Origin of the sequence: uncultured Mycobacterium sp. (assembly GCF_964249325.1) — a bacterium.
Taxonomy (GTDB): Bacteria; Actinomycetota; Actinomycetes; order Mycobacteriales; family Mycobacteriaceae; genus Mycobacterium.
Genome location: NZ_CAXUCH010000013.1, coordinates 18,143 through 41,304, shown reverse-complemented (window position 1 = coordinate 41,304; position 23,162 = coordinate 18,143). Strand labels below are relative to the sequence as shown.

Here is a 23,162-nt window from a genome sequence, read left to right as displayed (position 1 = left end):
CCCTCAGCGCCGGGCAACTACCCCCACGTGGTCACCCTGAATGCCTCCGAACAACTTGTATGACTTTGGCTTGGACTTCGACTCCAAGACTTACGTGTGTACCGTTGCGGGTGTTTGGACACCGGCCGGGGCGCTAGCTGGTTTACGTGACGTCGCGCTGCCTTGCGATGCGTTGAATCAGTCTGCGCAGCAAGCCGATGGACTCCCGCTCATATGCCTTCAGGTGAATAGGACGCTGCGCTGGGTGCACCGCGACGATACGCCCGCCTAAGCGCGCGTCCAGATCGGTTTGGTCGGCAAAAGTCGGTAGGAGCAGGAGGCCCGGTGAGACAATCACCGGAAGAAAGCAGCGTGGCACCGCAGTGGGAGTTCGCATTGAGGAGCGGAGGAGGGAAGTGACGACGACAAGGTCGCTCCTGAGTATTGGTTCCGCGGTGCCTTTGGCAATCGCGACCGTGATAGCAAGCACCGCGGCATCACACGCGGATGAGCAGCCGGTCCTCCATCACGTCAAGTACCTGCTGACCGCTTCCAACCCGATCTATGCGAATATCTACTACCTCGATCAAGAGCCGCCGATCTTTTCGGATTACAGTCATGATCCCTACCGGTTCGTCCCGAATGTCCAAGCCGATGTGGGTCCCGGCGCCCCGTGGACCTACGAGTTGGACCTGGCGAACCCCTTCCAATGGGCGTTTTTCACCGCCAATACCGGACACGAACCGGGCACGCCGATGTTCCACTGCCAACTTCTGGTCGACGGAAATATCGTCGCAATGCAGGACGGCGCCAAGGGCGTCTTGTGCTCTCTGCGCCCCTGGTAATTGACCGTCCAGCTGGGGGTTTGCCTGACAGTGCTGGGTCACTCTCCTGCCGCTGTCACACGGCTACATGCCGTCACGGCCGCGGCGGAAGGGTGTCGGGGCACAGGTCAAGCTGAGCGGCGCTCATAATGACGCGGCTTGCTGCACCAAGTTGGAGGCCCATCTCTGCCTCTTTTGGCGGGATGGCGCCCCTGCGTAGGTCATTGCACATGGCGTGACCAATTTGGAGCATTAACTGTCGATTCTGATCGGTGGAGACATCGAACCCGTAGTCACTCAGCAGCTTCAGATAGTCGCTGTCTCCGGCAGCATGGGCCATCGCGACCCCGAGCGTGGTTGCGCTGCCGAGGATCGCGAAGACCAGCAGGGCCGCATTGAAAAGCCGCATATTCGCCTCCACCCCTGCTCTTCGCGTCGGTGACAGCGTAATGCGGGAACGTTCCTGATTTGACCGAGTTAGCTGAGAATTTTCTGACTTCAAGGCGGCATTCTGCGAACTGTCGTGTGTTCCAGCACCGTCGTGGCTATGCCACCTCTCACCGGCGCAAACCGCTGTGGCCATAATGCGGACACGGAACTATGTCGATGTCCCACACGGTAGTCGGGGAATCAGATCACTCCGGATTCCTGGTTTCAGCCGACCTTTGTCAAAGTGAAATAGAGGGGAGTCGAATAACCAGCCTGTAGGGCACACGGCGCCGGCTTGGTGGTGACGACCCACCCATCCAGTCGTGCAGCGTCGACAGAGTAGTTGGCGGTGCCGGGTGCCCATCCATTAAGGCACTTCGTGGCGTCTGGGCGGTAGACCTCGAATGTCCACCGACCGTTGATGATGTGCGCATCGGCACTCCACCCGGTGCTATCCGCCACGTGCACACATCCTGCGCCGCAGGGCGTTACAACCCAAGTGGTCTGCCAATCATCAGCCTCGGTACCCGGTCCCGTTCGGATGTAGGTACCGCTGAAGTCGTCCGCGCGGGCAGGGCTTGCCATGCAGAGCGTACCGGCAGTGAAAATAGCCGCCGTAGCCAAGCCCCAGCCGATTTTCATAGTGATCCTCCCGGCGCACGCCCAGCTTTTACGTACCTCCTATGTGTCGCCCCGAACCCAGGTCTGGCGCCCGGCTTGAGCGATGCACATGAGGAATAGGCCGTCCGGCGCTTGCGCGACGTAGTACTCCGGCCATTCTTCGCAGTCGGAGTTCTCTTCCTTGACTCCAGCCATCGGAGGCGAGCGAAACCACCTGGGGTGATATCTCCGTGGTGAGCCGCAGTACATCAGCCGGCCCGGCTGGGTGGCAAACGAGATTTCGTAATCCGCAGTCCCGAAGACGTAGTAGGTAGTGTTGTCACAATCTGAGCCGAGGATGATGCCCCGGGCGATCCCCGGCGTGCAGCTGGGATAGTCGCATTGCGTCGGTCCAGCCACGGCGGGTGGCGCCGCCAGCACACTCATCCCCACCCACGCGGCAGCCGCTGCCACGACGAATCGCACTCAATCACTTTGGCACAGCTGAAAAGAAAATTCTTCCTTTCCCCACAATATGCCGATTAAACATAGTCGACCCGCTGTACGGAGTTCTGACTCGACGAGTGATAATGTGGCTCTCCCCTCCATCGCGACAAGGAGGTGACCATGTCGTCGCGGAAGCGTCCAACCGGGCCGCTCGACTCAGAGCGCTGTGATGACCCCTCCCTCGCGGAAGCGATGGAGGAGGCCGCCCGGGCGGAAGCACGAGCCCAGGCCGCCCGTGCCCGCGCCATCCGGCTGAGCCGGGACGCCAACACGACGTCGAGCGGTCAGGTCGACACGACCGAAACCGTGGAAGCGAACGACACCCACGGCGCGGCTGTCGAGGAGAGCGTCGGTCAGGCGAAACGAGCACCCACGAGATGGGCTCGGTTACGGCGGGGAGTGCTGCGGCGCCCGGGGCGGAGATCAGTCGCTGTCAGCGCCGCGGTGATCCTCATCTGCACCTTGCTGGGAACAAGCGGTTATGTGCTGTGGTATCACCGCAGGACCGTGGACGAGCGGCAGCGCACCGCAGAGTTCGCCGCGGCGGCCCGGCAGAGCGCCATTACGCTGATGTCGATCAACGCCGACAAGGCGAGGGACGATCTGCAGCGGGTCATCGATGACACCACGGGCCAGTTCAAGACTCAGATGCTCCTGACCGCGAACGATCTTGTTGAGGCGGTCGAGAAGTCGAAGGTCAGCACCAAGGCCGCCGTGCATGCCGTCGCTGTCGAGTCGATGAATGCCGATTCGGCCGTGGTCCTTGTCGCGGCGAAAGCCGAGGTCACCAACCCCGACAAGAGCACACCGCCGCCGCGGTCGTGGCGAATCGTGATGAATCTTCAAAGGGACGGCGGGCAGCTGAAAATGTCCAGAGTCGAGTTTTTACCGTGACGGTCGATGACGCTTCACAGATCGACGACGTGGCAGTTCCATCCGACATGAAGCCGGTGCGTCGCCGCCGAATCCGCCTGAGTTGGCGTGGGATTCGGCGTGGCATGGCCATGTGGCGTCCAATTTTGTTGACCACGTTGTTAATTGGCTCGACAGGGTTGGCTGTTGGCTTGTTTTTCTCTGAGTACCGTCCGGATCAGCAAACCGACAACGCGGCAGCAGATGAGGCGGTCAGGGCTGCGTCAGAGGGTGCGGTGGCCCTCCTTTCGTACTCGCCTGACAGCTTGAGCCGCGATTTGGCCAATGCGAAGTCGCGGATTACCGACGACCTTGAGGACTATTACAAGCAGTTCACCGAACAGATCATGGCACCGGCGGCCCAGCGCGGACTGACGACGAAGGTCCGGGTGGTTAAAGCCGCCGTGTCGGAGCTACATCCGAATTCAGCTGTCGTGCTTGTGTTCATCGATCAGAAAACGGCCAGCAAGGACAAGCCGGAACCGGTGAAAACGGGAAGCAGCGTCCGGGTAACGCTGACGAAGGTCAAGGGTTCCTGGCTGATAGCGAAGTTCGACCCCCTGTGAAAGCCGCCGTTCCATGTTTGGCGCGAATCGGCGCATAAGCCGCGGGCACGATGTTACCCTCAGCACTTGACAATGCCGCACCGTAGAACCGCGTGATAGGCATTTGGCCGAAGACTGTAGCGAGTCGAGGAGCCACGTGATGCGTTCCCTGAGCCCCGTAGCACGCGCAACTCTGATGGCTACCGTCGTGATCGGCGGTTTGGGCACGGCACCGTCAGCGTGGGCGGACGGCAACCCCATCAATGGCACCTACATCGCCACGTCAGTCGGCGAATGGGCAAAGACCAACGAGGTATTTCACGACGAGGCGACGGTGCACAGCACTTGGACCATCACCTCCTCGTGCACAACTTACCAAGATTGCAGCGGTCAGGTGACCAGCGACCAGGGTTGGAGCGCACCGCTATACATGCATGACGGGGTGCTGTGGTACGTCAAACGGGATGTGCCGAATTGGGAACCGTGCCCTGACGGCCCGGTCACCGGTGGGGGCACCGCGGCCACCGGACAGCAGATATTCACTTTCACCGCCGTCGGCCCCGACGGTATGCAGCAGCCTGGGTCGCCGACACTGGCTGGGCTGGACAAGACAGTCGGCCCGAGCGGGGCCTGCGGCCAAAACAGGTGGCTCGTCGTCCAGATGCCCTTCAGGCTAGACAAGATAGGCTGATCGGCCGGGCGCTCATCGCACCGCGCTCATGCGCGAAGCATGTCCTGCCACGTCTTGGGCGCCCCTTCTTTCACAAGGTTGCGCTGCCGATAGAGCTTCCCCTCGGGAGCAACATATCCGCCGGTGTGCGGGTCGTAGTGAGCGACGGCCACCGATGGACCAGGCGCAGATCCATTGTCCGCGAAGGCACTCGGGGCTGCCTGCGGCCCCCCGCTTCCGTGGCCGGCGGGCGGCGCGGCCGCATCTGGAACATCCATCGGAGCTAAGGGCGGAGCCCCCGGCGCCGACGTTGGCGGGACGCCGGCCGGCGGTGGTGTGGAGCTTTGGGCGCTAGACTGCGAGGCCGGCTGCGGCGGCCCGGGAGGCGGAGACAGTCCGGGCGGCAGGGGCGTCCCCTCCACTGGTCCGAAAATATTGTCGCGGAAGAAGTTCACCCGATCATCGGGCGCGACGCCTTGCGCGAGAAGATTAGGATCCAGCGGGTACGCTCCGAAGATGTGCTCCCTCATAGCCAGCGGTTCAAATGGCTTGTCGCTGTCGCAGATTTCGACCGTCGGCGCGCGCTTTCCGGGATGCCTGATGCAGGGGTTGTTGCGGGCGCCGCGCACCGCGATCGGTGAATCCTGCGGCAGTTTGCAGTACAGCCCGTCCGGCGTATCGGGGATCGTGAGGTCGGCCGGCGAACGCCATTTGTTGGGCGGTAGGAAACCGACGGTGCATGCCGGCGGATCGCTGACAGTGACCGCGAAGTCGCCGCGGGCAAACCCGGTCGGGTTTTTGGGTTGTGAAAGCGATTGGACAGCGGCCACGAACGGCGGCAGCAACACCAAAACCTGCTCCAGCGAAGCATTGTAGGTCATTAAGATCTCGCCGACAGTGGCGAGGTTGGCCAGCAGCACCGGCAACGTCGGTTTGATCTGCTCGAACAGCCGAGACGCCTCGTCGAAGGCGCCGGGCCCGGTTTCCAGGATGCTCCGCACTTGGCGGTCGTCGGTCACCAACTGCTCGGTGACCCCGGCAAGGCTGCGTGCCCATAGCCGGATTGCGTCGGTGGTCTGTGCTTGCGAGTTCAAAAACGGCACGGTGTCCTCGTTCAGGGTTCGCGCGCGGTCGGCGACGCCGTTGAGGTCGCGGGAGAGTCGCGACGCCGAGTCGAACAGTGAACCGAAGTCATACCCGGCCCCGTTGAATGCCTTGAACGACTCATCGAGCAACTGCGTGAGCTTGCCCTTGGGGATGCTGTCGACCAGCGCCGTGCTCTTCTCGAGCAGCGGCCCCACCGGCTGCGGGATCGTGGCGTCGCGCATGGCGATGACTGAGCCGTTGTGCAGGTAGGGCGGCGAGTTGGTTCGTGGCCGCAGATCCACGTACTGTTCACCCACCGCGGAGACGCTGCGCACCTCCGCTTGCACGTTGGCCGGGATTTTTGCCGAAGAGTTAAGGGAGAGCGTCGCTTTCGCGCCGTTGGGGGTCAACGACACCGCGGTGACCTTGCCGACCTGTACCCCGCGGTAGGTCACGTTGCTGAACTGGTAGAGGCCACCGGCGGCGGGTAGCTCCAGCGTGACGGTCGTCCGCCCGATTCCGAGCAGGGTTGCCGCGTGGATGTAGTTCGAGACCATGACGATCACACCGATGGTCCCGACGATTGTGAAAATCCCCAACTGGATACGGACAAACCGGCTTAGCATCAGCCACTCCCTTCCGGCGGTGGCATCGGTCCCGGTCCAATCCATGGTGGCGCGCCCGGACCAGGTGGGGTCGGCGGTATGGGTCGTGGCGGTTGTGCATTGGCTGCCGGACAATTCGGGTCCGCCCCGTTGCACGCGCCGATCGGCGGTGGCGGCAGCGGCGCGCCATATATTGGTGGCGGCGCCGCCGTGGGGGTCAGCGGTGCATTGACGGGCGGCGGCACCGGTCCGGGCGCCCCCGGATGAAGCGGATCGGGCGTGTACTGGTACTGCAAGTAGTACGGCTCTCCGGGCGCCGGTATCCACTCCGCGCCCATCCGTTCCCAATGGGTGCCCAGCAAGGTGGCGCCCCTGAGCCGGGCGTTAGTAAAGTCGAGGACGATAAACGCGTTCGTGAAGTCGCCTCGGAATGCGCGATCGATGATGTTCTGCGGGAACGGGAACGTCGGCGCGTATGTCAGGGCCTTGTCCAGGTCCGGCCCGACGTCGGCCAGCGCACGAATCGTCGGCTCGAGGTTTTGCAGGTTCTTGACCAGATCGGCCCCCGCGTCGTTGATCAGCCGGGTGGTGGTGTCGCTGAACACGCGCAGCTTGTCCAGCGCGGTGATGATGCGCGGCCGCTCCCTGATCAGCACGTCCAGCGCGGGCGGTACCTTACGCAACGCGGTCGTGATGACGTCGCGCTGTGCGGCCAAGGTGTCAGCGAACCGGTTCAACCCCTGTATCGATGCGACGAGGTTGTCACGCTGCTCATCGAGCGTGCCCACAAACCTGTCGAGGCGAACAAGCAGATCCCGAACAGCGCGTGGGTTCTGCGACAAGGCGGCGCTGAAATTGTGGATGATGTCGCCGATCTGCCCCAGCCCTCCGGCGTTGACAACGACCGACAGCGACGACAGGGTTTGCTCCGTCGACGGGTAAGTTGAGGCCCTGTTCAGCGGGATCGTAGCGCCGGGCTTTAGCCGTCCGATTCCCTGCTGGCCGGGCGGCGGGTTCAGCTCCAGATGCATCGATCCCAGCAGGCTGGTCTGGCCGACGCGGGCCACCGCGTTGGCGGGCACCACCACATCGCGCTTCACCGAGATCTCGACGTCGGCGTGCCAGGCTTTCACGGTCTCCTTGTTGACGCTGCCGACCACGACGTCGTCGATCATCACCGGCGAATTGGGTTCCATCGTTCCGACATTGGGTATCTCGACGTGGTAGATATCGGCTCCGGGCCCGCGTCCAGTCGCACCCGGCAGGGGTAGCGAGTTAAGGCCGTTGAATGCGCATCCGGTCGCGGCCAGCATGACGCAGCAGCCGACGGCAAGCACCCGCCGCACCGGCACCCGAGCGGCGTTTAATGGCTGGGCGGTCACGGTTGCGGTCTTTCTGCGGGAAGTAGCATTTCCGGCACGTTAGCCGGTGCCGGGGGCGGCGGAGCAGCCGGCGATTCAAAGGGTGTCGTCGGCGCGGGCGGTTCCGGCTTCGCCGCTCCTGGTATCCGCTCCCGCGGCGGCCCCTCCGGCGGTCCCAGCGGATCACCTGGTAGCCCGTTATATGCGGACACCGCGGGGGGCAGCTCGGGCGGCCCTGGCTTTGGCCCCTCGCCGCCGGGTGCCAGCCGCCCCTCGGTGTAGACGATGTTCTCCCGGCTTGCCGACTTCGCCAGGATCGGGTTAAACGGAAACCACATGTAGTTGAAGTTGGGAAAGAAACCCAACCCGAACAACGTAAAGAGGGCCGGCCAGCTTATCAAAGTGAACGGGTTGACCACCCGCAGCGCCGGGCCGAGATACTGGGCGCACAGCTTGCCCGTCTCGGTTGCGGTGACGTTCTCGATGGCGCCTAATTGTGAGCAGATGGCCCAGACGGGATTGGTGAAGTTGTGCAGGGCAAATTGTCCGCGGATGGAGCCGGTGTCGGGGTCGTAGTCCGAGTAGGCGTTCGCGAGCGCGTTCGGCGTAACATGCAGGACGTTTTCGAAAGCCGTCTTCTGGTCGACGAGGACCTGGGTGACGTCGGCCAGCCGCGCAATCTGCTCGGCGAGCGGGTCACGGGTTCCCGCGATGAACCGCTGCACCTCGGGAAGCGCCGCCGCCAGGTTCGTCAGTGCCGCGTCCAAATCGGATCTGCTGTCGTTGAGCACGCTGGTCAGCGTGGCGAGCCGGTCGTTGAACTGCACAAGTTGTTGGCCGCTGTCGCGAAGCGCGGTGACGAAGGTCTGCAGGTTCTTGATGATGTCGACGATGTTGCCGCTGCCGTCGGCCAGCGTCCTGCCCAGCCCGGACAGTTGAGCCAGCGTCTGCCGCAGCTTGTCGCCGTTGCCGCCCAACGCGTTGGCGGCGCTGTCGATGAAGCGGCCGATCGAGCTGCTCGGCACCTTGCCGCTAGGTCCCAGATCCGTTGCCAGCCGCGTTAATTGAGCTTTGACCTCGTCCCACTCGACGGGTATCGCGGTCCGCTCCACCGGTATTACGGCGCCGTCACCCATGGTGGGGCCGCTCGACCGGTACGCGGGGGTGAGCTGGACATAGCGGGCCGCCACCAGGTTCTGGGCGACGATCACGGCCTCGGCATCCGCCGGAATGGGCACGCCGTGATCTAGGTGCATGGTCATCTTGACCCGGGTGCCCTCGGGTTGGATGCCGGCGATGCTGCCGACCTTGATGCCGACGACCTTCACGTCATCGCCCTTGTAGATACCGGTGGCAGTGGTGAAGTAGGCGGTGATCGTCTTGGGACCAAAGAACGTATTGCGGATCGCCACTGCCACGCCGGCGACAATGAGCACTGCCAAGGCGATCGCCAGCACGACCGCAAACCTGTTGCGCCCCATCATTGTTGTGATCCCAGCCTGCCCCCGACCGTACAGTCGGGACACGGTGGAATGGCGTTGGACGGCCAGGGGAACAATGCCCGCGGCCCGGCGGTGTCCGGCGGTTGCCCTTGGTCAACACGTCTTCTGAACCCGAAGAAAAAGTCGAGGAACGGCTGGAAAAATACTTCGGGGATGAACGCATTCGGGACCAACGCAGTGTAGTAAAACCCGGAGGCGACAGCCTCCCCCTGCGTCAGCTGATACTTCGCCAAACCCGGTATCGCTTTGGCCAGGTTGTCGCGGTTCTTCTCCAGCATCGCGACCACCGAATTCAGTCTTTTCAGCGTCGGCGCCAGCCTGGCTTCGTTATCGTGCACCACTCCGGACAGCTGCTTGGCCACCGCGGAGGTGTTGGCCAGCAGTTGCACGATTTCGTACCGCCGCGCCACGAGCACCTGCAGCAGATCGTCGGCGTCGAGAATCAACGTGTTGAGCTGTTGGCTGCGTTGCGACAAGATTCCGGTGACATCGGCGGCACTTTTAAGTAGCTCGCCCAGGGTTTTGTTGCGGCTGTTGAGGGCTCGCGATAATCGGGTCACCCCGTCGAAGGCCGGTCCCAGTTGCGGAGCGATCTGGTTGAGCGTCGCCGACAGCGTGTCAAGCGACTGGTTGACCGCTTGGGTATTGGTTTCGGCGACGTAGGCACTGACGTCGCTGAGGGCCTCGGTCAGCAAGTAGGGCGAGGATGTGCGCGACACAGGAATAACTTCCATCGGATGCAGCCGGCCGCCACCCGCTGATTCCACGGTGAGCACTCGCTGGCCCAGCAGCGAGCCCGTCCTGATGTGCGCGGTAGTGTCCGACCCCAGCAGGACCGTCCCCTTGAGGGTGAAGGTCACCAAGGCATCGCCGTTGCGGAGCGACATCTTCGACACACTGCCGACCGGCATTCCCGAGACCGTCACGACATTGCCCACACTCAGGCCGCCTGCGTCAGCGAACAGCGCCTGGTACCTGACCGCGGTGGCGCGCTGCGCCAGCTGGTCGGGAGACAGTCCCACCAGGATGATCAGGACCGCCAGCACAACGCCCATAAATCCGGCCCGAATCAGACGGGCTCCGCGGTACTTATCCATCGGGCTCCTTCATCGCGCTCCCGAGACGTCGCGCAGTTCCTGTTCGGTGGGCTCCGCGCACCTTCCGCCTTCCTGCTTGAACCAGGGCACTACCACGGTCCGATACTGCAGATCCGAGACGCGAAAGCTTAACTCGCAGAGGTAATACGGCAGCCAGCTGCCGTATGAGCCGGCCCGCACCAATTTGCGGTAGTTCTTCGGCGTCTTCTGCAGCGCAACATCGAGCTCGTCCTTGTGGTCGTCGAGCAGCGGAGCCAACCGGCTCAACTGCGCCACCGTGCCGGCCAGCGGCGGCCGCGCTTTGGTCAGCAGATCCGCGACCGAGGCGGTTCCCCTGTCCAGGGAGTCGATTGCGGCGCCGATCGTGTCGCGGTCTTGGGAAAAGTCGCTGACCAGTCGCTGGAGACGATCCAGCGCATGCGAGAACTTGTCACCGTCTTTGTCCAACGTACCCACCACGGTGTTGAGGTGGTCGATAAGTTGCTGCACGGTTTGCTCGTTGTCGGCCAAGGTATTTGAGAACGACGAGGTTCTCGACAGCAGAGAATCCAAGGTGCCGCCTTCGCCCTGAAAGATCTGCACCAGCGCGGCGCTGAGCGCGTTGACATCTTGCGGCTTCAGCCCCGTAATGACGGGTTTCAGACCGCCGAGCAGCAGATCCAGGTCCAGCGCCGGTGCCGTGCGGTCGACCGGGATCTGCGAACCAGCCGGCAACACCTTGGTCGATCCGGGGCCGTCGACCAGCTCGAGGTAGCGATCACCGGTTAGGTTGAGGTAGCGCACGACGGCACGGGTGCCGCCGGTGAGCACCAGACTGCGGTCGGCGTCGAACTTCACCACTACCTTGTTGTCGGGACGCAATTCCACGCCCTGGACCGTGCCCACCCGGATACCGGCGACCCGCACGGTCTGCCCGGTCTTGAGGCGCGACACGTCGTTGAAGACCGCGGAATACCCGGTTGTCGCACCGGTTCGGAATTGGCTGAAAATGAAAAACAGAAACACGGTCAGCAGCACCATCACGGCCCCGAAGGCCGCGAACTTGATGATCGTCGCGCGCATGTTGCTCATCCGGGATGGCCAATCTGCATGGTATTGCGCGGCGGCCCAGCGAGCGGCCCGTACAGCAGCTGTTTGAGGAGATCGGAGTTGAGCAGGAGCTGCTGGTTTCCGTACTGCCAGGGGTTGGCACCGACATCGGCCACCACGTACGGCGGAGCCACATCGGGAGGCACATTGGGAAGGGTGTGGCACTGCGGGCCGCCCTTCGCGGCGACCTTGGGCAAGTTGACCGGGTACCGATAACGTTCGGCGCCGAAAGTGACGCCAGCCGAAAACTTTAAACCCGCGACATCCAGCGGCGGAGCCTTCAAATTCTGGGCCATCCCGCCGAGAGCGCACCACAGCGCTTGGTGGTACTCGTTGAGCAAATTGGTGGTCGGCACCAGCGTGTGCAAGACATAGGTCAGCAATTGCCGGTTGGTACTGAGCACGTCGTTGCCGGTCGTTGCCAAACCGATGCTGCTGATCAGGAACTCGTCCAGGTTTCGCTGTTCGTCGACGATCGTCTGACTGATCCGGGTCGAATTATCGGCGATCTTCACGATGTCGGGCCCGGCGTCGGCATAGGCGTTCGCCACCGCGGGAAGCACGGCGAGATCGTGGCTGAAGGCCGGAAGACTCGGATCCAGTGTGGCCAGAAACGAATCCAAGTCGCTCAGTGATTGGCCGATCTTGTGGCCGCGGCCGTTGACCGCCGACGCGATTGCACCGAGGGTCTCGTTGAGTTTGGCGGGATCGATCTTCTGCAGCAGCGCCGACAGTCGTTCGAACACCGTGTTGATTTCCACGGTGACGTGTTTGTTGTCGAGCACCTGGCCGGCATGCAATCGCTGTGGTGAGGGATTGGCGGGCGGTATCAGCTCGATGAACTTGGCGCCGAACACCGTGTTGGATGTAATGTCGACGAGCACGTTGGCGGGAATGTAGCGCAGCTGCGGGGGATCCATCGCAAGGTGAAGCACCGCTTGCCCATTAGGCCCCGAATCGATCGAGGCGACCTTGCCCACCTGCACGCCGCGCAACTTCACCTTGGCGTCTTTGTTCATTACCAGCCCGGCGCGCGGCGAAACCACGGTGACGGGCACGGTAGTGGCGAAACTGCCCTGGAACATACCGACCGCAACGGCGACAATCCCGACAATGACGACGACGGCCACCAAACCGGCGAGTACGCGTATCGCATTGTGTGACATCGTCTTCCTAGGCGCTTTCCCTTATCCCGACAGGTTGAAGTGTCCGTTGGTGCCGTATATGGATAGCGCGACCAGCAGTGTCACCGATACCACGACGACGAGCGACGTACGGACCGCGTTGCCGGTGGCGACCCCGACACCCTCTGGCCCGCCACCCGCGAAATAGCCGTAGTAGGTATGGATCAACAAAACAGCCAGCGCCATCAGTACGGCCTGCAAGTACGACCACAACAAGTCGTACGGGTACAGGAATGCATCGAAGTAGTGGTTGTAGAGGCCACCCGATTGGCCGAACAGGACGACGGTGGTGAACTGGCTGGCGACGAACGACAGGACGATGGCAATGCTGTAAACGGGAGTGATCGCGATCAAGCCCGCCATGATCCTGGTGCTGACCAAATACGAAATCGGCCGAATCGACATGGTTTCCAGCGCATCGACTTCTTCGTTGATGCGCATGGCGCCCAATTGCGCGGTGACGCCGGCACCGAAGGTAGCTGCCAAGCCGATTCCCGCGACCACGGGGGCCGAGATGCGGACGTTGATGAACGCCGCCAAGAACCCGGTCAGTGCTTCGATGCCGATATTGCCCAGCGAGCTATACCCTTGAACCGCCAACGTGCCGCCCGCAGCCATCGTCAAGAAGCCGACGATCACAACGGTGCCGCCGATCAGTGCCAGAGTCCCTGCGCCCATGCTGATTTCGGCAATGAGACGGATTACTTCTCGCCGGTAGTGGACCGTCGCGAACGGCATCCCGGCAAGCGCCCTACCGTAGAACAAGACGTGATCGCCGACCGCGCCGACAGCATCGGCGGGCTTGCGAAATTGGTCGAGCGCCCGGAAGGTCCTGGGGTAGGTGGCTCTCAGTGTCTTGACCGTCATCGCGTGTCTCCAATCACTTGGTCGTGAATCGGATTCCGATGGCGGTGACCACGACGTTGACGACGAAGAGCGCCATGAATGCGTATACCACGGTTTCGTTGACGGCGTTGCCCACGGCTTTGGCCCCCCCGCCGGTAATGCTCAGTCCCCGGTAACAGGCCACCAGCCCGGCAATTAAGCCGAACAACAAGGCCTTGACGCAGGAGATGATCATCTCCGGCACGCCGGTCAACAGGGTGATGCCGGCGGCGAACGCGCCGGGGTTGACGCTTTGGATGAACACCGAGAAGGTGTAGCCGCCCAGGATGCCGATGATGACCACGAGGCTGTTCAACAGCAGCGCCACTAGCCCGGCCGCCAGCATCCGGGGCGTCACCAAACGCTGCACCGGGTTGATGCCCAGCACCTCCATCGCGTCGATTTCTTCGCGAATGGTGCGTGAACCCAGATCGGCGCACATCGCGGTGGCGCCCGCCCCTGCCACGACCAACACCGTCACCAGCGGCCCGACCTGGGTGACCGCGCCGAACGCGGCACCCGCACCGGACAGATCCGCGGCGCCCAATTCGCGCAGCAGGATGTTGAGAATGAAGTTGACCAGAACAGTCAACGGTACGGACACCATCAAGGTGGGAGCCAATGAAACACGGGCGATGAACCAACACTGATCCAGGAACTCTCGCCACTGAAACGGCCGGCGGAACACGAATCTCAGCGCGTCCCCCGACATCGAGGCCAGCCCGCCCACGGCCTGCATCGCTTCGGAGAAGCCCTTCGGCATATTGACGCCTGAAGACCAGCGGTCGCGATCAGCCGCCCTATTCGCCACCGATTCCCCCTCCTCCCGCAACGGTCACGCCGACACCGCTGCCGAACGATCAACGTTGCGCGCCAATGCGACCCCTGGCGTCACGACGGCAACCTCCTCACGGCGCGCCCTCCTTGCTTGCGGTCAGCGTCAGGACTCGTCAATAAAGGAGTAGGCCCCGAACTTCGTCACGCGTCTCGCGATTATGACCCACGGCGTGGCCTCCGGGGTGCGAAATGCGAATCTGTAACAGGAAACTCAAACTCGGCGGTACCCGGGTGGTTACCGGTCGGTAGCAACTAATATGCCGGTACGGCACGTCAGTGCCACGAGAAGTGAAGCATGGCATCAGGTCCCCACATCTAGGTGACGGCGCCGGCCGTCTTCAGCTCGATGATGCGGTCCCAGTCGAATCCGAGTTCTATCAAGATATCGTCGGTCTGCTCGGCGAATCCAGGTGCCGGCCGAGTGTGCGGAGCCGACACATCGAACTGCACCGGGTTGGCCACCAGTTCCAATTCACCGGCCTGCACTATATATCGGTTCGCCCGGATCTGCGCGTCGTTGGCGGCCTGCAACGTGTCCTGCACCGGCGCCCAGGGACCCGACAGGCTCACAAAACGTTCGGTCCATTCGGTGAGGGTGCGAGTGCCGATTGCTTCGGTCAAAATTTTCACCGCCTCGGCCGTGTTGGCGGCGATCTGCTCGTCGGTGGCGAATCGGGGATCGTCGGCCAGTTCCGGCCGATCGATGTGCCGGCACACGTCGGCCCAGAACTTGGTCGGCTGCATCATCACGAAAGAGATGTAGCGGTTGTCTGCCGTCGTGTACAGCCCCACCAACGGGTTGTTGGGCGCCCCGTGCACACCCGGGGGCGGGGCTTCCAGTCGTTGTCCGAGGTGCACTGTCAAGGCCACGGTGTGCCCGAGCGACCAGAGGCCGCTGCCGAGCAGTGAGACATCGACGATCGACGGTTCGCCGGTGCGTTCCCGTTTGAGCAGCGCCGCCGCGATGCCACCGGCGAGGTTGGTGCCGGAGATGGTGTCGCCGTAAGCCGGCCCGGGTGGCCCGATCATGCCCTCCATCCCGACGGGGGTGATGGTGGCCGCGGTTCCGGCCCGGCACCAAAACGCGGTCATGTCGTAGCCGCCCTTGCCGGACTCTGCGCCGCGCGGGCCGAACGCACTACCACGGGCGTAGATGATGGTGGGGTTGACGGCGCGGATGTCGTCGACATCGATGCCGAACTTCTTGCGATGCCCGGGCAAGAAACTGGTCAAGAAAACATCCGACCGGCGAGCCAGTTCGTAGAGCACGTCCTTGCCTTCGGGCACCGACATATCCAGGCCAATGCTGCGCTTGCCGCGGTTGGCATGCTCGATGTTCGGGTTGGGATCGCCCTCCACCCGCAGCATGCCGGTCTGCCGCAGCCCGCGCTGCGGGTCGCCTGTCACCGCGTGTTCGACCTTGATGACGTCGGCCCCCCACTCGGCGAGCACTGCACCTGCCGATGGCACAAAGCCGTACATGGCGACTTCGAGAACCCGGATGCCTTCCAGCGGCGTCATCCGACCACCCCAGCGGCGGGGCCAACAGGCATAGCCAGCGTCTTGCGCTCCAGGAATTCTTCGAGCCCGGCAACCCCCATCTCGCGACCGACTCCGGACTGCTTGAAGCCTCCGAACGGGGCGTCCGGCGCGAAGTAGTTGCCGCCGTTGATGGACAGCGTGCCGGTGCGGATCCGGCGCGCCACCGCGAGCGCCCGGTCCTGGCTGCCGAACACCGAACCGGAAAGCCCATAGATCGAGTGGTTGGCGATGCGTACGGCGTCCTCGTCATCATCGAAGGCGATGACCACCAGCACCGGCCCGAAAATCTCCTCTTGGGCGATCTCGCTGTCGGGACCGACGTTGGTCAGCAGGGTGGGTGCATAGAAGAAACCCGGATCAATCTTTTTGCCGCCCGTCACGAGATTCGCCCCGGCCGCGACGGCCCGCTGGACCATCCCATCGACCTTGTCGCGCTGGCGCTCGTTGATCAACGGACCCATATAGGTATTGGGATCGGCCGGGTCACCGTGACGCACCTTGGCGAAGTTCTGTGCGATCAGCTCGACGATCTCGTCGTGGTGCTTCCTGGGCACCAGCAGCCGAGACGTCAACGCACAACCTTGTCCCGCGTGGCTGCACATGCTGAAGGCCGCGAACATGCTCGCCATGGCGAAGTCGGCGTCGTCGAGCATGATCACCGCCGACTTGCCGCCCAGCTCGAGGAAGACCCGCTTGACCGTTTCGGCGGCCGCGGCCATGATCTTGCGGCCGGTGGCCGTCGAACCGGTGAAGGTAATGACGTCGACGTCGGGGCTGGTGGTCAGCGCGGCGCCGACCGCCGGATCCGACGAACTGAGCACGTTCACCACAACGGCCGGGATATCCGTGTGGTTGGCGATCAGCTCACCCAGCGCGAGCGTGACCAGCGGCGTGTCCGGTGCGCCCTTGAGTACGACTGTGCATCCCGCGGCCAAGGCCGGAGGCAGCTTCGCCAGCGCCAGCTGATCGGGATAGTTGTAGGCGATGATGGCGCCGACCACACCGGCGGCTTCCTTCTCTACCCAGCGGTAACGGCGCATGCCCCGCGATTCGATTTCGCCGAGGTCCTCGGTCATCGGGTAGGTGCGCAGCAGGTCGGCGTAGTAGCGGACAATCCCGATCGGCTCGTCAAGCTGAGGCCCGTGGGTCAGCGCCCGAGTAGCGCCGACCTCGGCGATCGTCAGTTCGCGCAATTCCTCCGCATGCTCGAGCAGTGCCTGATGCAGCTGGTCGAGGGAATGGATCCGGAAATCGACGTCGGTTGGCCAGCTCGTGGTGTCGAACGCGCGGCGGGCGGCCGCGATGGCGGCTTCAGCTTCGGCCAGGCCCGCGTCGGGGGCGTAGCCGAGGATTTCGCCGGTCGCCGGATTGACCGAGGGAAAGGTCCGGCCTACGGTGACGAGCCGGCCGTCGATGAGCAGCCGCCGGTCGGCCGGCAAGTCATCCGAGACCTGAGACTCAGACAAGGCACCCGAGGACCCGCCACCTGCCGCGATGGTCACTGCCGAGTCCTGCGATGGCACTGCCGCCTCCTAAACACGTGGATAATTTGATTCTCATCCGGGGCGAATCTTACATTCAGGAAGCGCGAACTCAAGGGCGAACGACGCGATTGACAAGCCCCGCCACCACCTGGCCTCGCCCATCACAGGGAGCATCTGCGCATTTCAAGACCGTTAGTTCAGAATCTTGCGAGAAGGTCCGATGCGAGAGTACGGTTCTCATAATCGAAAGGGATGTTCTTGATGTTTGAAGCGGCCACGCATGCGGGGAGGGCCACGAAGTGAGGACGGCCGTCGTTACCGGCGGCGGATCCCGTCGGCGAAACCCAGCCACATCATCGTGCGCTCGTGGCCCAGTGAGCAGTTGGCCACCCGCCAGCCCTGGTTCTCCTGTCCGACCAGGTTTTCCGCCGGCACCCGCACATCGGCGAAGAACACCTGGTTGAAATCCAGGTCGTCGCGGCTGCAGATCGACGGGAACGGCCGACGCACCACACCCGGGGTTTCGGTCGGGATCAAAAACGCGCTAATCCCTTTGTGCTTTGGGACATTGGGATCGGTGCGCACGAAGGTCAGCAACACGTCGGCGTCATGGGCTCCGGACGTCCACACCTTCTGCCCATTGACGACGTAGTAATCGCCGTCGCGCACAGCGCGGGTGCGCAGCGAAGCCAGATCCGAGCCGGCGCTCGGCTCGCTCATCCCCAGCGATGCGGTGATCTCCGCACGCAAAATCGGCACCGCGCACCGGCGCTTCTGCTCATCGGTGCCGAACGACAACAGCGACGCCGCAACGATATTCACCCTCTGCGGGTTGAAGCTGTGGTAGATCCGCCGTCGGCACAGCTCCTCGAGGTGCACGAACTGCTGCAACACGGTGGCGTTGCGGCCGCCGAACTCTGGCGGTTGACCAGGCAGCAGCCAGCCGTTGTCGAACAGCAGCCGCTGCTATCTGCGCGCCCATGCCGGCATATGCGAAACCGACCGCTGCCGCTCCAAAGTCTCTGCCGCGCCGGGCAAATGCTCGTCGAGGAATGCGAACGAACTCCGCCCGGAAGGCTTCGATGTCGGCATCAAAAGTCAGCTGCACGGTACTCCTCCGCGATCATCGCCCGATGCTCGGCGGCGCCACCCAGCATGAGTTCGCCTGCCTTTGCTTGCTTGAGCGCGAACTGCAGATCGTTTTCCCAGCTGAATCCCATCGCCCCAAACAGCCGCAGGCCGTGGCGAAAAACCAGCGCCTGACACTCTCCTGCCGATGTCTTGGCCATTGCGGCCGCTAGCCGCCGCCGCGGGTCGGCCGCCGAAATAGTCAGTGCTGCAAAATATCCCAACGCGCGGGCCCGGTCGATCGCCACATGCATGTCGGCCGCCTTGTGCTGGACCGCTCGAAACGAGCCGATCGGTAACCCGAATTGGTGGCGGCTGCGGACATGGTCGAGCACCAAATCGAGGATGCGTTGGCACGCCCCGACCATCGTCATCGCCATCCCGGTCAACGCGACATGGTAGGCACGCTCGGCGTCGATTTTGACCCGAGCATTGTCGGGCACCCGCACCCCAGGGAACGACACCTCGGCGACATGCAACACCGGGTCGAAAACCCAACTGCGGCGGGCAGACCCCTCAGCCGCCCCGACGACGAAGACCCCCGCGTCTGTCACCACCGCCAACCGGTCGACCCGGTCACCGTCGAGGACGTGGCGGGCCGTGCCCTCCAGCACCCATCCCTCGCCATCCCGATGCGCGGACACCCCGTCGTATACGGCGGTGCCCGACTCGTGCGGATCGAAGCGGCCGCCGGCCAACGGCACGAAATGGGTCATGGTGGCCAGAAACGGGGTCGGGTCGGTGGCGCGGCCCAAACTCTTCGAGCACGATGGCCAACTCGACCGTACTGGCCGGGTCGCTCAGCTCCGTTCAGCCCAGATCCACATAGGACTTCCACAACGGGGTGGGGTCGACGCCGTCCTCGGCTACGCTGCGCACCAGCGACGGCGGACATTGCTTGGTGACGACATCGCGCACCGTGTCCTGCCGCAGCCGCTGGTCAGCATCGACCTCCAAAAGCATCGTCACCCGGCTCCTCGCTGTGGTCACCGACCGTCTGAGAATAGCATTCTCACTATCGAAAGTCGGCGTCTCAGCAGACGCGAGAGGACCTGCTCCCGCGGCGTGCACCCGACGCAGTCGGCGCCGCCCTTGACGCGGTACGACAAGGCCGAGGCCGCCCGGCACCGCGTCAGAATGCTATTCTCGTAATAGAAGAGTTTTACTTACCGTTGGCTACGTCGCACGCGCCGGGCGATTAATCGAAATGCTTACGGGAAATCCGTTGATAGCCGGGAAGCGAGAATGTTAGATTACCTAGCGTATGACCGGACCGGGCCCCGGCTGGGCGCCGGAACCGGGAGGTGGCCTTCGTGATCGAACACTTTGACGGGACGCGGACGCCAGTTGTCGACGCGAGCGTGCACATTTTTTTCGCGTCCACCCCTGACCTCCGCAACTTCCTGCGTGAGCCGTTCAAAAGCCGCGGCTTCCCCGACTACGAGATGGACTCGTACGGGGCGCCGGGTGGCGAGTACGCGCGCGATACCCGCGGGCTGGATCGCGGCTATCCCGGCTCAGATCCCGATTTCGTCGGCAACCATCTGTTCAACGAGCGCGGCGTCGACGTCGCGGTCCTGCATCCGATGGGCCGCGGCATCATGCCTGACCGGCATCTGGGCAGCGCACTATGCGCGGCGCACAACGAGATGATGGTGTCGCGCTGGCTGGAGCACAACCAGTACGGAAAGCGGTTCCGCGGCACCATCCGGCTCAATCCCGATGACATCGCCGGTGCGCTGCGCGAGCTCGCGAAATACAAGGACCACTCCCGTGTCGTGCAGATCGGTGTTCCGCTGCAGTCCCGTGAGCTCTACGGCAAGCCGCAGTTCTGGCCGTTGTGGGAAGCCGCGGCCGACGCGAACCTTCCGGTGGCTGTGCACATCGAGACCGGCGAAGGGATCGGCTTTCCGCCGACGCCGTCGGGCCATACCCGTACTTACGAGCAGTACGTCAGCTTCATGGCGCTGAATTACCTGTACCACTTGATGAACATGATCGCCGAAGGCGTGTTCGAGCGGTTCCCCACGCTGAAGTTCGTCTGGGCCGACGGTGCAGCCGATTTCGTGACGCCGTTCATGTGGCGGATGGACACGTTCGGGCGCCCGCATCTGGAACAGACGCCGTGGGCACCGCGGATTCCGAGTGACTACCTGCCTGGGCATCTCTACTTCGTCGCGGGCGGGCTCGACGGTCCGGGCGAGGCCGAGTTCGCCGACCAATGGTTCGGCTTCACCGGAAAAGACGACATGGTCATGTTTGGCTCGAGCTACCCGCACTGGCACTGCTGGGATGTCCAGAAGCTGCCCAAAGCGCTCACCGCCGAGCAACGCGAAAAGGTGTGCTGGCGCAACGCCGCCGAGCTGTACGGCATAGACATTCCGGCACAGTTGGCCGCACAGTAGACGTAGTAGGACAAGGGAGACCACGATGACGCTGATACAGACCCAGGAACGGGTTCCCGCGAAGGAGCAAATCGCCGTCCGATGCGTCGATTCCGACGTTCACCCCGTACCCAAACGCGGCGAGCTGGTCCAATACATCCCTGAGCCGTGGCGCAGCAAGTTCTTCCTCGACCACAAGGTCGGTGAGCTGATCTACTACGACGCTCCCGATTACGCGCACTCGTACGCCATGCGGGTGGATACTTTCCCGCCCGACGGCGAATTTCCCGGCAGTGACCCGGATATGGCGTTTCGGCAACTGATCATGGAGGCGGGCTCCGACATCGCGATCTTGGAGCCAGGGGCGCGGACTCCGCGGCTACCCGAAGCGCACCAGGCGATGTCGTCTGCCCTCAACGACTGGCAGGCCAACCACTGGCTAGACAGCCACAACAACTGGCACCAGCGCTGGCGCGGGTCGATCTGCGTGGCCATCGAGGATCCCCACGGCGCGGCCCGCGAAATCGAGCGGTGGGCCGGCCACCCTTACATGGCGCAGATTTTGCTCAAGGCCGAGCCGCGGCCGTCGTGGGGTCACCCGATGTACGACCCGGTGTGGGCAGCGGCCACCAAACACGACATCGTGGTGAGCTGCCACCTGTCGCGCAGCAATTACGAGATGCTGCCCATGCCACCGGTCGGGTTCCCCAGCTACAACCACGATTTCATGGTCACCTATTCGCTGCTGGCCGCGAATCAGGTGATGAGCTTGATCTTTGACGGCGTCTTCGACCGCTTCCCCACTCTGCGGATCGTGTTCGTTGAACACGCCTTCACGTGGGTGCTGCCGCTGATGTGGCGGATGGACGCCATCTATGAAGCCCGCAAGTCACGGATGGACATCAAGCGCAAGCCGTCGGAATACGTCAAGGAGCACATCAAGTTCACCACCCAGCCGCTGGACTACCCGGCGGACAAGACTGAGCTGACTCGTGCGCTGGAGTGGATGGAGTGCGACAAGATCCTGCTGTACTCCTCGGACTACCCGCACTGGACCTTCGACGACCCGCGCTGGCTGGTCAAGCACCTGCCCAAAGCGGCCCGTGAAGCCGTCATGTTCAAAAACGGCATCGCGACTTATCACCTGCCCGAGACGGTTCCCGTCCTCGAAGGCCAGGTGCGGGTGTTCTAGATGCCCGTCGAGACCACACGGCCCCGGCTGGCCCAGGGCCGCGAACATGTCGTCGCCACGGTGGACGAAATCCCGCCGGGCACACACAAGCTGGTGCCGATCGGCCGCCACGGTGTCGGTGTCTACAACGTCAACGGCACCTTCTATGCGATCGCCAATTACTGCCCCCACCAAGGCGGTCCGCTGTGTTCCGGGCGGATCCGCGGCCGCACCGTCGTCGACGAGAACGCTCCCGGCGACGCCGTCATGGTGCGCGACCAGGAGTACATCTACTGTCCCTGGCACCAATGGGGTTTTGAGCTCGCCACCGGCACGACCGTAGTCAAACCGGAGTGGAGCATTCGCACCTACCCGGTCCGAGTGGTGGGCAACGACGTGCTGGTGCAGGCGTGACACGCGACCATGCAGAGCGAAGCGATGAGGAGGAGCGTCGCCATGACAGGAGCGGCTGGTGTCCTCTGTTGAAGTGAACGGCGGCAACGTCGTCTACGAGATCCTCGGCGGCTCAGGTGATCTGATCGTGCTGACCCCCGGCGGTCGATTCAGCAAGGAAATCCCCGGACTTCGGCCACTGGCCGAGGCATTGGTCGAGGGCGGCTATCGCGTTCTACTGTGGGATCGGCCCAACTGCGGCGCCTCGGATGTCCAGTTCTACGGGCAAAGCGAATCGCACATGCGCGCCGAGACCCTGCATGGCCTGCTGACCAAACTCGACCTCGGCCCCTGCATTATCGCTGGCGGCTCGGGCGGTGCGCGCGATTCGATGTTGACGACAATGCTTTACCCCGAGCTCGTCACCAAGCTGGTGGTGTGGAACATCGTCGGTGGCATCTACGGCACGTTTGTCCTTGGCTCCTACTACGTAATTCCGAGCATTCTCGCGGCGCGCGGAACCGGCATGGAAGGGGTTGTGAAGGTCCCGGAATGGCGCGAACGCATCGAGGAGAACCCGAACAACAAACAGCGATTCCTTGATTTCGACCGCGACGAGTTCCTCAAGGTGATGTTGCGCTGGCTCAACGCGTTCGTCTCCAAGCCGGGGCAGACCATTCCCGGTGTCGACGACGAAATGTTCGACCGGATCACGGTTCCCACCCTGATCATCCGCGGCGGCGAGAACGACTGGGATCATCCCAAGCGGACGTCACTGGAAGTCAGCTGTCTGATCAAGGGGTCGAAGCTCATCGACCCGCCCTGGCCCGAGGATGCCTGGGAGCGCGCCGCAGAAGAGCGTGCCGCGGGAAAAGTGAAGCAGTTCAACATGTTCGACACATGGGTGCAGGCCGCGCCCGCGATCCTGGAATTCTTGGGCTCCTGATG

At 63.2% G+C, this 23,162-nt stretch carries 21 protein-coding genes and 2 pseudogenes; 8 read left to right on the top strand and 15 right to left on the bottom strand.

Translation table 11 applies throughout. From position 1 onward, the window contains the following. The first annotated feature begins 455 nt into the window (after positions 1-455). On the top strand, positions 456-824 hold the full coding sequence (locus ACFE99_RS03560; RefSeq protein WP_375482467.1) for a hypothetical protein: 369 nt from the start codon (positions 456-458) through the stop codon (positions 822-824). Positions 825-897: 73 nt separating this feature from the next. On the opposite strand, the gene ACFE99_RS03555 is transcribed toward ACFE99_RS03560, so the two are convergent. The 3 genes from ACFE99_RS03555 to ACFE99_RS03545 form a co-directional block, all read right to left on the bottom strand. Then, on the bottom strand, positions 898-1,212 hold the full coding sequence (locus ACFE99_RS03555; protein ID WP_375482465.1) for a DUF732 domain-containing protein: 315 nt from the start codon (positions 1,210-1,212) through the stop codon (positions 898-900). Between the two features lie 245 nt (positions 1,213-1,457). Beyond that, complete coding sequence (locus ACFE99_RS03550; RefSeq protein ID WP_375482463.1) at positions 1,458-1,694, bottom strand: hypothetical protein; 237 nt, start codon at positions 1,692-1,694, stop codon at positions 1,458-1,460. A 219-nt stretch (positions 1,695-1,913) separates the two neighbouring features. Beyond that, on the bottom strand, positions 1,914-2,318 hold the full coding sequence (locus tag ACFE99_RS03545; protein ID WP_375482461.1) for a hypothetical protein: 405 nt from the start codon (positions 2,316-2,318) through the stop codon (positions 1,914-1,916). Between the two features lie 141 nt (positions 2,319-2,459). On the opposite strand from ACFE99_RS03545, the gene ACFE99_RS03540 reads away from it, so the two are divergent. The 3 genes from ACFE99_RS03540 (at position 2,460) to ACFE99_RS03530 (ending at position 4,487) form a co-directional block, all read left to right on the top strand. After that, the gene (locus ACFE99_RS03540; RefSeq protein WP_375482459.1) at positions 2,460-3,233 is read left to right on the top strand and encodes a hypothetical protein; all 774 of its coding nucleotides are present in this window, start codon (positions 2,460-2,462) and stop codon (positions 3,231-3,233) included. Next, positions 3,230-3,817 (top strand): twin-arginine translocation pathway signal, encoded by a 588-nt coding sequence (locus tag ACFE99_RS03535; RefSeq protein WP_375482457.1) that lies wholly within the window; start codon positions 3,230-3,232, stop codon positions 3,815-3,817. Before ACFE99_RS03540 ends, ACFE99_RS03535 begins: the two co-directional genes overlap by 4 nt. Positions 3,818-3,956: 139 nt before the next feature. Next, entirely contained in the window at positions 3,957-4,487 is a 531-nt protein-coding gene (locus tag ACFE99_RS03530; RefSeq protein ID WP_375482455.1) for a hypothetical protein, read from the top strand. 26 nt (positions 4,488-4,513) lie between these two features. On the opposite strand, the gene ACFE99_RS03525 is transcribed toward ACFE99_RS03530, so the two are convergent. The 12 genes and pseudogenes from ACFE99_RS03525 to ACFE99_RS03470 all read right to left on the bottom strand — a co-directional run bounded on the left by ACFE99_RS03525 (position 4,514) and on the right by ACFE99_RS03470 (position 19,229). After that, positions 4,514-6,178: an MCE family protein gene (locus ACFE99_RS03525; RefSeq protein ID WP_375482477.1), complete on the bottom strand. Its 1,665-nt coding sequence runs from the start codon at positions 6,176-6,178 to the stop codon at positions 4,514-4,516. Continuing rightward, complete coding sequence (locus tag ACFE99_RS03520; RefSeq protein WP_375482475.1) at positions 6,178-7,470, bottom strand: MCE family protein; 1,293 nt, start codon at positions 7,468-7,470, stop codon at positions 6,178-6,180. The genes ACFE99_RS03525 and ACFE99_RS03520 overlap by 1 nt, the downstream gene beginning before the upstream one ends. Before the next feature lie 65 nt (positions 7,471-7,535). Next, positions 7,536-9,002 carry an MCE family protein gene (locus ACFE99_RS03515; RefSeq protein ID WP_375482453.1) on the bottom strand — a complete coding sequence of 489 codons (1,467 nt, stop codon included), beginning with the start codon at positions 9,000-9,002 and terminating at the stop codon, positions 7,536-7,538. After that, positions 8,999-10,117 (bottom strand): MCE family protein, encoded by a 1,119-nt coding sequence (locus tag ACFE99_RS03510; RefSeq protein WP_375482451.1) that lies wholly within the window; start codon positions 10,115-10,117, stop codon positions 8,999-9,001. The genes ACFE99_RS03515 and ACFE99_RS03510 overlap by 4 nt, the downstream gene beginning before the upstream one ends. A 9-nt stretch (positions 10,118-10,126) precedes the next feature. Next, positions 10,127-11,188 carry an MCE family protein gene (locus ACFE99_RS03505; protein ID WP_375482449.1) on the bottom strand — a complete coding sequence of 354 codons (1,062 nt, stop codon included), beginning with the start codon at positions 11,186-11,188 and terminating at the stop codon, positions 10,127-10,129. Further along, complete coding sequence (locus ACFE99_RS03500; RefSeq protein WP_375482447.1) at positions 11,185-12,372, bottom strand: MCE family protein; 1,188 nt, start codon at positions 12,370-12,372, stop codon at positions 11,185-11,187. Before ACFE99_RS03500 ends, ACFE99_RS03505 begins: the two co-directional genes overlap by 4 nt. Before the next feature lie 21 nt (positions 12,373-12,393). Next, a complete protein-coding gene (locus tag ACFE99_RS03495) occupies positions 12,394-13,257 on the bottom strand; it encodes an MlaE family ABC transporter permease (protein ID WP_375482445.1) in 864 nt (287 codons plus the stop codon). A gap of 13 nt (positions 13,258-13,270) precedes the next feature. After that, positions 13,271-14,038 carry an MlaE family ABC transporter permease gene (locus ACFE99_RS03490; protein WP_375482473.1) on the bottom strand — a complete coding sequence of 256 codons (768 nt, stop codon included), beginning with the start codon at positions 14,036-14,038 and terminating at the stop codon, positions 13,271-13,273. Between the two features lie 389 nt (positions 14,039-14,427). Further along, a complete protein-coding gene (locus ACFE99_RS03485) occupies positions 14,428-15,633 on the bottom strand; it encodes a CaiB/BaiF CoA transferase family protein (RefSeq protein ID WP_375482443.1) in 1,206 nt (401 codons plus the stop codon). Next, on the bottom strand, positions 15,630-17,120 hold the full coding sequence (locus ACFE99_RS03480; RefSeq protein WP_375482471.1) for an aldehyde dehydrogenase family protein: 1,491 nt from the start codon (positions 17,118-17,120) through the stop codon (positions 15,630-15,632). Before ACFE99_RS03480 ends, ACFE99_RS03485 begins: the two co-directional genes overlap by 4 nt. A 351-nt stretch (positions 17,121-17,471) precedes the next feature. Next, a pseudogene (locus ACFE99_RS03475) lies at positions 17,472-18,246 on the bottom strand (acyl-CoA dehydrogenase family protein); the annotation flags it as partial. Continuing rightward, a pseudogene (locus ACFE99_RS03470) lies at positions 18,230-19,229 on the bottom strand (acyl-CoA dehydrogenase family protein). The pseudogenes ACFE99_RS03470 and ACFE99_RS03475, both read right to left, overlap by 17 nt. Before the next feature lie 350 nt (positions 19,230-19,579). On the opposite strand from ACFE99_RS03470, the gene ACFE99_RS03465 reads away from it, so the two are divergent. From ACFE99_RS03465 to ACFE99_RS03450, 4 genes are read left to right on the top strand one after another with little or no spacing between them, the layout of a single operon-like run. Continuing rightward, a complete protein-coding gene (locus tag ACFE99_RS03465; protein WP_375482441.1) occupies positions 19,580-20,671 on the top strand; it encodes an amidohydrolase family protein in 1,092 nt (363 codons plus the stop codon). Between the two features lie 25 nt (positions 20,672-20,696). Then, a complete protein-coding gene (locus tag ACFE99_RS03460; RefSeq protein ID WP_375482439.1) occupies positions 20,697-21,842 on the top strand; it encodes an amidohydrolase family protein in 1,146 nt (381 codons plus the stop codon). Then, a complete protein-coding gene (locus tag ACFE99_RS03455) occupies positions 21,843-22,235 on the top strand; it encodes a Rieske (2Fe-2S) protein (protein ID WP_375482437.1) in 393 nt (130 codons plus the stop codon). Positions 22,236-22,293: 58 nt separating this feature from the next. After that, positions 22,294-23,160: an alpha/beta fold hydrolase gene (locus ACFE99_RS03450; RefSeq protein ID WP_375482435.1), complete on the top strand. Its 867-nt coding sequence runs from the start codon at positions 22,294-22,296 to the stop codon at positions 23,158-23,160. Positions 23,161-23,162: the final 2 nt, after the last annotated feature.